Origin of the sequence: Streptomyces sp. NPDC001410, assembly GCF_042895235.1 — a bacterium.
GTDB lineage: Bacteria > Actinomycetota > Actinomycetes > Streptomycetales > Streptomycetaceae > Streptomyces.
Map to the genome: position 1 here is coordinate 140,251 of NZ_JBIAWE010000001.1, position 12,756 is coordinate 153,006.

General features: G+C 70.6%; 10 protein-coding genes. 7 read left to right on the plus strand and 3 right to left on the minus strand.

Going from position 1 to position 12,756, the window contains the following annotated elements:
* Positions 1-13 precede the first annotated feature (13 nt).
* Genes ACFY3C_RS00640 through ACFY3C_RS00650 form a run of 3 tightly spaced genes read right to left on the minus strand, consistent with a single transcriptional unit; the run spans position 14 to position 3,553 of the window.
* On the minus strand, positions 14-1,006 hold the full coding sequence (locus tag ACFY3C_RS00640; RefSeq protein ID WP_386577990.1) for an ABC transporter permease: 993 nt from the start codon (positions 1,004-1,006) through the stop codon (positions 14-16).
* Positions 999-2,039: an ABC transporter permease gene (locus ACFY3C_RS00645; protein ID WP_390769149.1), complete on the minus strand. Its 1,041-nt coding sequence runs from the start codon at positions 2,037-2,039 to the stop codon at positions 999-1,001. Before ACFY3C_RS00645 ends, ACFY3C_RS00640 begins: the two co-directional genes overlap by 8 nt.
* Positions 2,036-3,553 carry a sugar ABC transporter ATP-binding protein gene (locus ACFY3C_RS00650; protein ID WP_390769150.1) on the minus strand — a complete coding sequence of 506 codons (1,518 nt, stop codon included), beginning with the start codon at positions 3,551-3,553 and terminating at the stop codon, positions 2,036-2,038. Before ACFY3C_RS00650 ends, ACFY3C_RS00645 begins: the two co-directional genes overlap by 4 nt.
* A 260-nt stretch (positions 3,554-3,813) precedes the next feature.
* Here ACFY3C_RS00650 and rhaI point away from each other — a divergent pair, with 260 nt between their 5' ends.
* From rhaI to ACFY3C_RS00685, 7 genes are all read left to right on the plus strand, one after another.
* A complete protein-coding gene (gene rhaI, locus ACFY3C_RS00655) occupies positions 3,814-4,974 on the plus strand; it encodes an L-rhamnose isomerase (protein ID WP_390769151.1) in 1,161 nt (386 codons plus the stop codon).
* A 120-nt stretch (positions 4,975-5,094) separates the two neighbouring features.
* The gene (locus ACFY3C_RS00660; RefSeq protein ID WP_390769152.1) at positions 5,095-7,134 is read left to right on the plus strand and encodes a bifunctional aldolase/short-chain dehydrogenase; all 2,040 of its coding nucleotides are present in this window, start codon (positions 5,095-5,097) and stop codon (positions 7,132-7,134) included.
* Positions 7,131-8,594 carry a rhamnulokinase family protein gene (locus ACFY3C_RS00665; RefSeq protein ID WP_390769153.1) on the plus strand — a complete coding sequence of 488 codons (1,464 nt, stop codon included), beginning with the start codon at positions 7,131-7,133 and terminating at the stop codon, positions 8,592-8,594. Before ACFY3C_RS00660 ends, ACFY3C_RS00665 begins: the two co-directional genes overlap by 4 nt.
* A gap of 72 nt (positions 8,595-8,666) precedes the next feature.
* The gene (locus tag ACFY3C_RS00670) at positions 8,667-9,422 is read left to right on the plus strand and encodes a (Fe-S)-binding protein (RefSeq protein ID WP_390769154.1); all 756 of its coding nucleotides are present in this window, start codon (positions 8,667-8,669) and stop codon (positions 9,420-9,422) included.
* A complete protein-coding gene (locus ACFY3C_RS00675) occupies positions 9,419-10,906 on the plus strand; it encodes a LutB/LldF family L-lactate oxidation iron-sulfur protein (protein WP_390769155.1) in 1,488 nt (495 codons plus the stop codon). The genes ACFY3C_RS00670 and ACFY3C_RS00675 overlap by 4 nt, the downstream gene beginning before the upstream one ends.
* The gene (locus ACFY3C_RS00680) at positions 10,903-11,544 is read left to right on the plus strand and encodes a lactate utilization protein C (RefSeq protein WP_390769156.1); all 642 of its coding nucleotides are present in this window, start codon (positions 10,903-10,905) and stop codon (positions 11,542-11,544) included. Before ACFY3C_RS00675 ends, ACFY3C_RS00680 begins: the two co-directional genes overlap by 4 nt.
* 57 nt (positions 11,545-11,601) lie before the next feature.
* The gene (locus tag ACFY3C_RS00685; RefSeq protein WP_386577980.1) at positions 11,602-12,756 is read left to right on the plus strand and encodes a betaine/proline/choline family ABC transporter ATP-binding protein; all 1,155 of its coding nucleotides are present in this window, start codon (positions 11,602-11,604) and stop codon (positions 12,754-12,756) included.

Below are 12,756 nucleotides of genomic sequence, written 5' to 3' on the forward strand. Positions count from 1 at the left end.
GGGTGAGCGGAGGTTAGGAGGCGGGAGTCGAGGCGGCGGCTCTGCGGCTCGCCTTCGCCACCGCGATCTGGCGTGCGACCCGGGGGCCGAGCACGGAGACGACCAGCAGCACGCCGGTCACAACAATCTGCGACTGCGCGGAGACGTTCAGCAGGCTCATCACGTTCTGCAGCGCACCGAGCAGGAACACCCCGGCGATCGCACCGCCCAACGTGCCCTTACCGCCGTCGAAGTCGATCCCGCCGAGCAACACGGCGGCGACGACGGAGAGTTCGAGCCCGGTGGCGTTGTCGTAACGCGCACTGGCGTAGTGCAGAGCCCAGAAGATCCCGGTGAGCGAGGCCATCGACCCGGTCACCGTGAACAGAATCAGCTTGTGCCGCCTGACCCGGATCCCGGCGAACCGCGCCGCCTCCTCGTTGGCACCGATCGCGAACAGCGACCGGCCGAACGGGGTGGCGTGCAGGACGACCACCGCGATGGCGAGCAGCACGAGGAAGGGCAGGAAGGCATGCGGGATGAACGTGTTCCCGATCCGCCCCGCCGCGAAGTCCAGGTACTGCGTGGGGAAGTCGGTCACCGCGTCGGAGCCGAGCACGATCTGCGCGATGCCCCGGTAGGCGGCGAGCGTGCCGATGGTGACGGCGAGGGAGGGCAGCCCGAGCCGGGTGACGAGGAGGCCGTTGACCAGCCCGCACACCACGCCGAGCAGGAGACAGATCGGGATGATCGTCTCGATGGCCATGCCCTCGTTCCACAGCCTGCCCATCACCGCGCCCGACAGGCCGGCGGTGGAAGCCACCGACAGATCGATCTCACCGGAGACGACGAGCAGCGTCATGGGCAGGGCGATCAGGGCGATCGGCAGCGTGTTGCCGATCAGGAACGACAGATTCAGGGCGTTCCCGAAGCCGTCGACCGTGCCGAACGACAACAGCAACAGGACGACCAGGAGCGCACCGACCACCGTGTCCCAGCGGACCGCGCGTGTCAGGGACTCAGGCATGGCGGGCCTTCCTCTTCTTCAGGGCGGCGGCCACCCGCAGTGCGACGATCCGGTCGACGGCGATGGCGAGCAGCAGCAGGACGCCGTTGATGGCGAGCACCCAGACGGAGCTGACGCCGAGGGCGGGCAGCACGCTGTTGATCGAGGTGAGCAGCAGTCCGCCGAGGGCGGCGCCGTAGACGCTGCCGGAGCCGCCGGTGAAGGCGACGCCGCCGACCACGACCGCGCTGACGACGGTGAGTTCGTAACCGTTGCCGGTGCCGGAGTCGACGTTGCCGAACCGGGCCAGGTACAGGGCGCCGGCGAGGCCGGCCAGGGCGCCGCAGAGGGTGTAGGCGGCCAGGATCCGCTTGCGGACGGGGATGCCGGCGAGGCGGGCGGCCTCCGGGTTGGAGCCGAGGGCGTACAGTTCACGCCCGCTGCCGAAGTGTCTGAGGTAGTAGGCGGTGGCGACGAGTACGGCGAGGGCGATCAGGGCCGGCCAGGGGATCGCGGAGAGTCCGCCGGAGCCGAAGTCCACGAATCCGCCGGGGAGATCGGCCGCGGTGATCTGCCGGGAGCCGACCCAGATCGAGTCGATGCCGCGGATGATGTAGAGGGTGCCGAGGGTGACGACGAGCGCGGGCACCTGGCCGAGGCTGACGAGCAGGCCGTTCAGGAGACCGAAGCCGATGCCGAGCAGGACGGCGAGGGCGATCGCGACGACGGGGTTCCCGCCTCCGTGGAGGTAGGTGCCGGCCGCGAAGGCGCTGATGCCGAGGGTGGAGCCGACGGACAGGTCGACGTTCCTCGTGATCACCACCAGGGACTGGCCGGTGGCGACCAGGACCAGGATCGTGGCGTTGAGCAGCAGGTCCTTGATGCCCTGCTCGGACAGGAACTCGCTGTTGCCCGCCTGGGTGACGGCGATCATCACCAGGAAGACGACCATGATGGCGAGTTCGCGCATCTTGAAGACGCGGTCGACCAGGCGGGTGCCGCTGGACCGCGGCGCCTCGGCGGGCGGTGCGTGGTCGGGCGCGGTCACCGTCATGCGGCGGCCCTCCCGGTGGCTGCGGCCATCACGGTTTCCTCGGTGGCTTCGGAGCGGGGGATCTCGGCGGTGATCCGGCCCTCGTGCATCACCAGCACGCGGTCGGCCATGCCGAGGACCTCGGGCAGATCGGAGGAGATCATCAGGACGGCGACCCCGTCGGCGGCGAGCTGGGACAGCAGCCGGTGGACCTCGGCCTTGGTGCCGACGTCGATGCCGCGGGTGGGCTCGTCCACGATCAGTACCTTCGGGCCGGTGGCCAGCCACTTGGCGAGGACGACCTTCTGCTGGTTGCCGCCGGAGAGAGTGGAGACGGCGTCGGCGATCCGGGCGTACTTCACCTGGAGCTTCACCGCCCAGTCGAGGGAGCGGATGCGTTCGGCGCCACGGTCCACCAGCCCGGCCTTCACCGCCGTACGCAGCCCGGTCAGGCCGATGTTGCGTTCGATGGACATGTCCATCACCAGGCCCTGCGCGCGCCGGTCCTCGGGGACCAGGGCGAGTCCGGCGGCCATCGCGGTGGAGGGCGCGCCGTTGGTGAGCCTGCGGCCGTCGACCTCGACCTCCCCCGCGTCCCAGCGGTCGACGCCGAAGACCGCGCGGGCGACCTCGGTGCGACCCGCGCCGACGAGCCCGGCGAGGCCGACGATCTCGCCGCGCCGGACCTCGAAGGAGACGTCGTTGAAGACGCCCTCGCGGGTCAGCCGGCGCACGCTCAGGGCGACTTGGCCGGGCGTGACGTCCTGCTTGGGGTACAGCTCGTCCAGGTCGCGGCCGACCATGCGGCGGACCAGGTCGTCCTCGGTCATGCCGTCGAGGGGCTCGGCGGCGATCCTGGCCCCGTCCCGCAGCGTGGTCACCCGCCGGCAGATCCGGAAGATCTCCTCCAGCCGGTGGGAGATGAACAGGACGGCGGCGCCCTGTTCGCGCAGGGTGCTGACGACGCCGAAGAGGCGGGCGATCTCGCTGCCGGTCAGGGCGGCCGTGGGCTCGTCCATGATCAGGACGCGGGCGTCGAAGGAGAGGGCCTTGGCGATCTCCACGATCTGCTGGTCGGCGATCGACAGGCCACGGGCCGGGCGGTCGGGGTCGAGGTCCACGCCGAGCCGCCGCATCAGGGCCGCGGTGGCCGCGTGTGTGGCCTTGTGGTCGATCCGGCCGAGGGCGCGACGGGGCTGGCGGCCCATGAAGATGTTCTCGGCGATCGACAGGTCGGGAAAGAGGGTCGGTTCCTGGTAGATCACGGCGATACCGGCGTCGCGGGCGTCACCGGGGCCGTGGAAGACGACGGGCTCGCCGTCGAGCAGCACCTGACCGGCGTCCGGTCGGTGCACGCCGGCGAGCGTCTTGATCAGGGTCGACTTGCCCGCGCCGTTCTCGCCGGCGAGGGCGTGCACCTCGCCGGGGAACAGCTCCAGGGAGACGCCGCGCAGGGCGCGTACGGCGCCGAAGGACTTGGACACGTCCCTCAGGGCCAGCACCGGGGCCGGTCCCGGGTCAGGCGGGTGGGTCATGGATGGCTCCTCGACGACGCCCGCGGCGATCCCACGGCGTCGTGAAAGGTTTCAACTGGATTGCCGGGACGTTAGGCATCCCGGCCATGTCCCGTCAATGGGTCCGTGTCGAAAAGATTTCGACAGCCGAAGTTCGCGGCCGGGTCACGGAGAACAGGGTTGGTCGGAGCGCTTGACACCCCTCGGGAGGGCTCATAGTTTGCCGTTCTGAATCGTTTCACACATTCCGTCGTTCAGCCGGACCCCACAGGAGCCCTCAAGTGACCGACCTCGCCGCGGTGAAGGCCGCGCTCAAGACCCAGGCCGTCGAGACACCGTCGTGGGCGTACGGGAACTCGGGGACGCGGTTCAAGGTGTTCGCCCAGCAGGGCGTTCCACGCACTCCGCAGGAGAAGTTGGAGGACGCGGCGCAGGTGCATGCGTTCACCGGTGTTGCGCCGACCGTTGCCCTGCACATCCCTTGGGACGAGGTGGACGACTACGCGGCGCTCGCGAAGTACGCCGAGGAGCGCGGCGTGAAGTTGGGGGCGATCAACTCCAACACGTTCCAGGACGACGACTACAAGCTGGGCAGCATCTGCCATCCGGATGCGGCGGTGCGGCGCAAGGCCGTCGATCACCTGCTGGAGTGCGTCGACATCATGGACGCGACGGGCTCCGCCGATCTGAAGCTGTGGTTCGCGGACGGTACGAACTATCCCGGGCAGGACGATGTACGGGCGCGGCAGGACCGGCTGGCCGAGGGCCTCTCCGAGGTGTACGAGCGGCTCGGTGACGGCCAGCGGATGTTGCTGGAGTACAAGCTCTTCGAGCCGGCGTTCTACACGACGGATGTGCCGGACTGGGGGACGGCGTACGCGCACTGTCTGAAGCTCGGTCCGAAGGCGCAGGTCGTGGTGGACACCGGGCATCACGCTCCGGGGACCAACATCGAGTTCATCGTCGCCACGCTGCTGCGGGAGGGGAAGCTCGGCGGGTTCGACTTCAACTCGCGGTTCTATGCCGACGACGACCTGATGGTGGGGGCGGCTGATCCGTTCCAGCTGTTCCGGATCATGTACGAGGTGGTGCGTGGGGGTGGGTTCACCTCAGCGGTCGCGTTCATGCTCGATCAGTGCCACAACATCGAGGCGAAGATTCCGGCGATCATCCGGTCCGTCATGAACGTGCAGGAAGCGACGGCCAAGGCTTTGTTGGTGGATCGGTCGGCGTTGGCTGCGGCGCAGGTCTCCGGTGATGTGCTCGGTGCCAATGCGGTGCTGATGGATGCGTACAACACGGATGTGCGGCCGGTGCTTCGTGAGGTGCGGGAAGAGATGGGGTTGGATGCTGATCCCTTGGCTGCGTATGCGCGGTCTGGGTGGGCGGAGAAGATCGTTGCCGAGCGGGTTGGTGGGGAGCAGGCGGGGTGGGGGGCGTAAGCGCAAGTGTCTGCCGGGTTCTGTTCGTTGCGGGGTGCGGGCCGTGTGTGGCTGGTCGCGCAGTTCCCCGCGCCCCTAGGGAAATGCACTGATCGCCTTTCAAGTAAGGACTGGAAGTTCATGGCACCACATCCCGAAGCCGCCGCTCTTCTCGGCCGGTCCCACCGGCTCGGCTCCGATCCCCGTAACACCAACTACGCCGGTGGAAACGCCTCCGCCAAAGCCACCGACACCGACCCCGTCACCGGCGGTGACGTCGAGCTGATGTGGGTGAAGGGGTCCGGTGGTGACCTCGGCACGCTCACCGAGGCGGGGCTCGCCGTGTTGCGGCTGGACCGGCTGCGGGCGCTCGTGGACGTCTACCCGGGTGTCGAGCGCGAGGACGAGATGGTCGCCGCCTTCGACTACTGCCTGCATGGCAAGGGCGGGGCGGCTCCCTCCATCGACACCGCCATGCACGGACTCGTGGACGCCCTGCACGTCGACCATCTGCACCCGGACTCCGGCATCGCGCTCGCGTGCGCCGCCGACGGGCAGAAGCTGACCTCCGAGTGCTTCGGGGACAGCGTGGTGTGGGTGCCGTGGCGGCGGCCAGGGTTCCAGCTGGGGCTGGACATCGCCGCGATCAAGGAGGCCAACCCGCGGGCCATCGGGTGCGTCCTCGGCGGGCATGGGATCACCGCCTGGGGATCGACGTCCGAGGAGTGCGAGCGGAACTCGCTGCACATCATCCGCACCGCCGAGGCCTTCCTGGCGGAGAAGGGGAAGGCGGAGCCGTTCGGGGCGGTGATCGAGGGGTACGAGGCGTTGCCCGAGAGCGAGCGGCGGGAGCGGGCCGCCGCCCTCGCGCCGTACGTGCGGGCCGTCGCCTCCCAGGACAAGCCCCAGGTCGGGCATTTCAACGACTCCGAGGTCGTTCTCGACTTCGTGGCGCGGGAGGGGCATCCCCGGCTCGCCGCGCTCGGAACCTCCTGCCCGGATCACTTCCTGCGGACCAAGGTACGGCCGCTCGTGCTCGATCTGCCCCCGTCCGTGCCCGTCGAGGAGGCCGTCGCCCGGCTGCAGGAACTGCACGCCTCCTACCGCGAGGAGTACGCCGCCTACTACCAGCGGCACGCGCTGCCCGACTCCCCCGCCCTGCGCGGCGCCGACCCGGCGATCGTGCTGATTCCCGGCGTGGGGATGTTCTCCTTCGGCAAGGACAAGCAGACCGCCCGTGTGGCCGGTGAGTTCTACGTCAACGCGATCAACGTGATGCGCGGGGCCGAGGCCGTGTCCAGGTACGCGCCGATCGAGGAGTCGGAGAAGTTCCGCATCGAGTACTGGGCGCTTGAGGAGGCCAAGCTCCAGCGGATGCCGAAGCCGAAGGCGCTGGCCACCCGGGTGGCCCTCGTGACCGGGGCGGGCAGCGGGATCGGGAGGGCGATCGCGCACCGGCTCGTGGCCGAGGGGGCGTGTGTCGTCGTCGCCGATCTGGGCGGCGAGAACGCGTCCGCCGTGGCGGAGGAGCTGGGCGGACCCGACAAGGCCGTCGCCGTCACCGTGGACGTGACGGACGAGGCGCAGATCGCCGGCGCCTTCCGGGCCGCCGTGCTCGCCTTCGGTGGCGTCGACCTCGTGGTGAACAACGCCGGCATCTCCATCTCCAAGCCGCTGCTGGAGACTTCGGCCAGGGACTGGGACCTCCAGCACGACATCATGGCCCGTGGCTCCTTCCTCGTCTCGCGGGAAGCGGCTCGTGTGATGATCGCGCAGGGGCTGGGCGGGGACATCGTCTACATCGCCTCGAAGAACGCCGTCTTCGCCGGCCCGAACAACATCGCCTACTCCGCGACCAAGGCCGACCAGGCGCATCAAGTGCGGCTGCTGGCGGCCGAGTTGGGTGAGCACGGGATCCGGGTGAACGGGGTCAACCCCGATGGTGTCGTGCGGGGGTCCGGGATCTTCGCGGGCGGCTGGGGTGCTCAGCGGGCCGCCGTGTACGGGGTGCCGGAGGAGAAGCTGGGCGAGTTCTACGCGCAGCGGACCATCCTGAAGCGGGAGGTGCTGCCGGAGCATGTGGCGAACGCGGTGTTCGCGCTCACCGGCGGGGACCTCACGCACACCACCGGGCTGCACATCCCGGTCGACGCGGGTGTGGCGGCCGCGTTCCTTCGATGAGCGCGGGCGTGAAGTCGTACGCCGCCGTCGACCTGGGCGCGTCCAGCGGGCGCGTGATGGTCGGGCGGGTCGGGTACGACACGCTGGAGCTGAGCGAGGCGCACCGGTTCCCGAACCGGCCGGTGCGGGTGCCGGAGGGGCTGCGCTGGGACGTCCTCGCGCTGTACGCCGGTGTGCTGGACGGGCTGCGGGCGGCCGGTGCCCACTGCGGCGGACGACTCGACTCCGTCGGCATCGACAGCTGGGCCGTGGACCACGGCCTGCTGGACGCCGGCGGGGCCCTGCTGGGCAACCCGGTGCACTACCGCGACGCCCGCACCGAGGGCGTCGCGGAGAAGGTGTGGGCGAGTGTGCCGGCCACCGAGCTGTACGCGGCGACCGGGTTGCAGTACGCCCCCTTCAACACCCTGTACCAGCTCATGGCGGCCCGGTCGACCGCCCAGTTCGCCCACGCCAGACGGCTGTTGCTCATCCCGGACCTGCTGACGTACTGGCTGACCGGCGAGCAGGGCACCGAGCTGACCAACGCCTCCACGACCCAGCTGATCGATCCCCGGACCCGCGCGTGGTCGTACGACGTCGCCGAGCGGCTGGGGATCGACCTCGGGCTGTTCGCGCCGCTGCGGCAGCCGGGTGATCCGGCGGGTGTGCTGCGGGCGGAGGTGCTGGAGGAGACGGGGCTCACGGGCCCGGTGCCGGTGACGGCCGTCGGGTCGCACGACACCGCCTCGGCGGTGGCCGCGGTACCGGCCGCCGGTGAGCGCTTCGCCTACATCTGCACCGGCACCTGGTCCCTGGCCGGCCTGGAGCTGGACGCGCCGGTGCTCACCGAGGAGAGCCGGGCCGCGAACTTCACCAATGAGCTGGGGCTCGACGGCACGGTCCGCTATCTGCGCAACATCATGGGTCTGTGGCTGCTCCAGGAGTGCGTACGGGCCTGGGGCGAGCCCGATCTGGGGCTGTTGCTGCGCGAGGCCGCCGGGGTGCCGACGCTGCGGTCGGTCGTCGACGCGGGGGACGAGGCGTTTCTGGCGCCGGGGCGGATGCCGGAGCGGATCGCCGAGGCGTGCCGGGCCTCGGGGCAGCCGGCGCCCGGTACGCGGGCCGAGATCACGCGGTGCATCCTCGACTCGCTCGCCCTCGCGCATTGTCGGGCCGTCGAGGACGCGCAGCGGCTGGCCGACCATCCGGTGGACGTCGTGTACGTCGTCGGGGGCGGCACGCGTAACGCGCTGCTGTGTCAGCTGACGGCCGACGCGTGCGGGCTGCCGGTGGTGGCGGGCGCCACGGAGGCGGCCGCCCTCGGCAACGTCCTCGTACAGGCCCGCACCCACGGGCTGGTCGGCGACCTCGACGGCATGCGCCGGCTGCTCACCCGTACCCAGCCGCTGACCCGGTACGCGCCCCGGGGCGACACGGCGCGCTGGCGGGAGGCCCAGGCCCGGCTCGCCACGCGGTGAGTCGCCCTCTGCCCCCGGCGGTGTCCGCCCATTACCCTGCACTCGTCCGATGACCGACCCCGAGGAGCCGCGATGCGTGTCGCCCTGTTCCTGACCTGTGTCAACGACACGCTCTATCCGGACACCGGCCGAGCGGTGGTGAAGCTGCTGACCAGGCTGGGTGTCGAGGTCGACTTTCCGATGGGGCAGACGTGTTGCGGGCAGGCGCACTACAACACCGGCTATCGGCATGAGGCGGAGCCGCTGGCCCGGCATTTCTCCGATGTCTTCGGGGAGTACGAGGCCATCGTGACCCCGTCCGGGTCGTGCGGGGCGATGGTGCGGGAGCTGTATCCGAGGATGGGTGAGCGGGCGCGGGCCGAGGGGCGCGGGGACAGCCTCGCCCGGACGCTGGCGCCCGTGGTCCCCAGGACCTACGAACTGACGGAGTTCCTGGTGGACGTGCTGGGCGTGACGGACGTGGGCGCCTGCTACCCGCACAAGGTCACCTACCATCCGACCTGCCACGGCCTGCGCGGTCTCGGGCTCGGCGACCGGCCCCGAAGGCTTCTTCAGGCGGTCAAGGGTCTTGAGCTGGTGGAGCTGCCGGGCGCCGAGGAGTGCTGCGGGTTCGGCGGGACCTTCGCGCTGAAGAACTCCGAGGTCTCGGGGGCGATGGGCGCCGACAAGGTCCGCAACGCGGAGTCGACCGGCGCCGAGGTGCTGTGCGCGGCCGACAACTCCTGTCTGATGCACATCGGCGGGATCATGACCCGGCTCCAGGTGGACATGCGGCCGGTGCACATCGCGGAGATCCTGGCGAGCACGGAGGAGGAACCGGCGGTATGAGCGGGACGTTCGTCGGCATGCCGGCCTTTCCGGAGGCGGCGCACGATGCCGTGGGCAACCGGACCCTGCGCGGCAATCTCCGCCACGCCACGCACACCATCCGCGCCAAACGGGCCAAGGCGGTCGCCGAGTTGTCCGACTGGGCGGAGCTGAGGGAGGCGGGCCGGGCCGTCAAGGACCACACCCTGCGCCATCTGGACCGCTATCTGGTGCAGTTGGAGGAGGCGGTCACGGCTGCCGGGGGTACGGTCCACTGGGCGGCGGACGCCGACGAGGCCAACCGGATCGTCGCCGAACTCGTCCGGGCCACCGGGGAGTCGGAGGTCGTCAAGGTCAAGTCCATGGCCACGCAGGAGATCGGTCTCAACGAGGCCCTGGAGGCGGAGGGCATCCGCGCCTACGAGACCGATCTCGCGGAGCTGATCGTGCAGTTGGGCAGGGACCGTCCCTCGCACATCCTGGTCCCGGCCATCCACCGCAACCGGGGCGAGATCCGGGACATCTTCCGCAAGGAGATGAGCGAGTGGGGCCGCCCCGCCCCCGAAGGCCTCACCGACTCTCCCGCCGAACTCGCCGAGGCCGCGCGGCTGCACCTGCGGGAGAAGTTCCTGCGCGCCAAGGTCGGCATCTCCGGCGCCAACTTCATGGTCGCCGAGACCGGAACGCTGGTGATCGTGGAGTCCGAGGGCAACGGCCGGATGTGCCTCACCCTCCCGGAGACCCTGATCTCGGTCGTCGGCATCGAGAAGATCGTGCCCACCTGGCGCGACCTGGAGGTCTTCCTGCAGACCCTCCCCCGCTCCTCCACGGCCGAGCGCATGAACCCGTACACGAGCATGTGGACGGGCACGACAGACTCCGAGACGGCTGACGGACCACAGGCCTTCCACCTGGTCCTGCTCGACAACGGCCGCACCGACGCCCTCGCCGACCAGGTCGGCCGCCAGGCGCTGCGCTGCATCCGCTGCTCGGCCTGCCTGAATGTGTGCCCGGTGTACGAGCGGGCGGGCGGGCACGCGTACGGCTCGGTCTACCCGGGCCCGATCGGGGCGATCCTGAGCCCTCAACTCCGAGGCACGGCAAGCGAGATCGACGCCTCGCTGCCGTACGCGTCGTCGCTGTGCGGCGCCTGCTACGAGGTCTGCCCCGTCGCCATCGACATCCCCGAGGTGCTGGTGCATCTGCGGGAGCGGGTCGTGGAGGGCGGTCCGGCGGTCCGGGAGGGCAACAGGGTGCTGCTGAAGCCGGCGAAGGGGCATGCGGCCGAGCGGGCGGCCATGCGGGCGGCCCGCTGGGCCTTCGCGCATCCGGGGGCGTTGCGGGCGGGCCAGCGGATCGCTTCGCGGACCCGCCGTTTCCACCCACGAACACTCCCCGGTCCCGGCAGGGCCTGGAGCGGCTCCCGGGACCTGCCGCCGGTGCCCTCGGAGCCGTTCCGGGACTGGTGGCAGCGCACGGACGGCGGAAGGAAGGGTGCGAAGTGAGCAGCAGAGAGCGGATCCTGGGCCGGGTGCGGCGCGCGCTGGCGGACGTACCGCAGGACGACACGCCGTACGAGCGGGCCGTTTCCCGGGAGTATCTGCGGGAGCACGGCGAGCGCACCGTCGAGGAGATGGTCAACCTGCTCGCGGAGAACCTGGCGGACTACCGGGCGATCGTGCACCGCGCCACTGACGCCGAACTCCCCCTCCTCATCATGCGGTTGCTGGCCCAGCGGGGGTCCCAGGAGGTGCTCGTGCCCCCTGGCCTCCCGCCGGAGTGGATGTCGGCCGCCGATCCGACTCGGGTCCACGACCGTGCAGCGAGCACGCCTCGCGAACTGGACAAGGTGGAAAGCGTGGTCACGGGCTGCGCGGTCGCGATCGCCGAGACCGGCACGATCGTCCTGGACGGCGGTCCCGACCAGGGCCGCCGCCGGATCAGCCTGATCCCCGACCACCACATCTGCGTCGTCCGCGTCCCTGAGCAGGTCGTCTCCTCTGTCCCCCAGGCCCTCGATCGCCTCGATCCGGCCCGCCCGTTGACCTGGATCTCCGGCCCGTCGGCCACGAGTGACATCGAGCTGGACCGGGTCGAGGGCGTGCACGGCCCCCGCACCCTGGAGGTCGTCCTCCTGGGCTGACACTCCGCCACCCTCCCCTTGGCGCGACAGCGCGAGCTGTCCCGCTAGCGTGAGGGAATGATCCGGTTCGAGCAGGTCACCAAGCGGTATCCGGACGGTACGACGGCCGTGGACGGCCTCTCCTTCGAGGTGTCCGAAGGTGAACTGGTCACCCTCGTGGGGCCCTCGGGCTGCGGCAAGACGACCACCATGATGATGGTGAACCGGCTGATCGAGCCGACCTCCGGCCGGATCTTCGTGAACGGAGAGGACATCGCGCAGGTGGATCCGGTGCGGCTGCGCCGGCGTATCGGCTACGTCATCCAGCAGGTGGGCCTCTTCCCGCACCGCACGGTGCTGGACAACACGGCGACCGTGCCGGCGCTGCTCGGCTGGAAGCGGGCGAAGGCCCGGGCCCGGGCGGCCGAGCTGCTGGATCTGGTGGGCCTCGACCCGAAGACGTACGGGCCGCGCTATCCGGAGCAGCTCTCCGGCGGCCAGCGGCAGCGGGTGGGCGTGGCGCGGGCACTCGCGGCCGATCCGCCGGTGCTGCTGATGGACGAGCCGTTCGGCGCGGTCGACCCGGTGGTGCGGGAGCAGTTGCAGGACGAGTTCCTGCGGATGCAGGCCGCGGTGCGCAAGACGGTGCTGCTGGTCACGCACGACATCGAGGAGGCCGTCCGGCTCGGTGACCGCATCGCCGTGTACGGGCAGGGGCGCATCGAGCAGTTCGACACGCCGGGTGCGGTGCTCGGCTCGCCCGCCACGCCGTACGTCGCCGGGTTCGTGGGCGCCGACCGCGGGCTGAAACGGCTGTCGGTCACCGAGATCGAGCCGGACGATCTCGAACAGCCGCCAGTGGCCAGGCCGACCGAGCCCGCCGAGCGTGCCGCGGAGCGGCTGCGGGCCGAGGGCGCCCGGTGGGCGGTGGTGCTCGACGCGCACGGCGAGCTGCACGGCTGGGTCGGCATCGACGACCTGGCCGCGGGCGGCACGGTCGGGGACCTCGCGCACCGGATGACGGCATGGGTGCCGGTGGGTGCCCCGCTGAAGCAGGCGTTCGGGGTGATGCTCCAGTACGACGCCGGGTGGGTCGCCGTGCTGGACGGGGCGCGCTTCCTGGGCGTGCTGACCCCGGCGAAGCTGCACGAGGCGCTGCGCCGCTCGGTGGACGCGGACGCCCGGGGTGTCGCGCGGGGGCAGGTGCCGTTCGACTCGGTCGCGCACGCCTGA

Bases quoted from the DNA above. Each gene is read 5' to 3' on its own strand.
- ACFY3C_RS00640 (WP_386577990.1), bottom strand. From the start codon at position 1,006: ATGCCTGAGTCCCTGACACGCGCGGTCCGCTGGGACACGGTGGTCGGT.
- ACFY3C_RS00645 (WP_390769149.1), bottom strand. From the start codon at position 2,039: ATGACGGTGACCGCGCCCGACCACGCACCGCCCGCCGAGGCGCCGCGG.
- ACFY3C_RS00650 (WP_390769150.1), bottom strand. From the start codon at position 3,553: ATGACCCACCCGCCTGACCCGGGACCGGCCCCGGTGCTGGCCCTGAGG.
- ACFY3C_RS00660 (WP_390769152.1), top strand. From the start codon at position 5,095: ATGGCACCACATCCCGAAGCCGCCGCTCTTCTCGGCCGGTCCCACCGG.
- ACFY3C_RS00665 (WP_390769153.1), top strand. From the start codon at position 7,131: ATGAGCGCGGGCGTGAAGTCGTACGCCGCCGTCGACCTGGGCGCGTCC.
- ACFY3C_RS00670 (WP_390769154.1), top strand. From the start codon at position 8,667: ATGCGTGTCGCCCTGTTCCTGACCTGTGTCAACGACACGCTCTATCCG.
- ACFY3C_RS00675 (WP_390769155.1), top strand. From the start codon at position 9,419: ATGAGCGGGACGTTCGTCGGCATGCCGGCCTTTCCGGAGGCGGCGCAC.
- ACFY3C_RS00685 (WP_386577980.1), top strand. From the start codon at position 11,602: ATGATCCGGTTCGAGCAGGTCACCAAGCGGTATCCGGACGGTACGACG.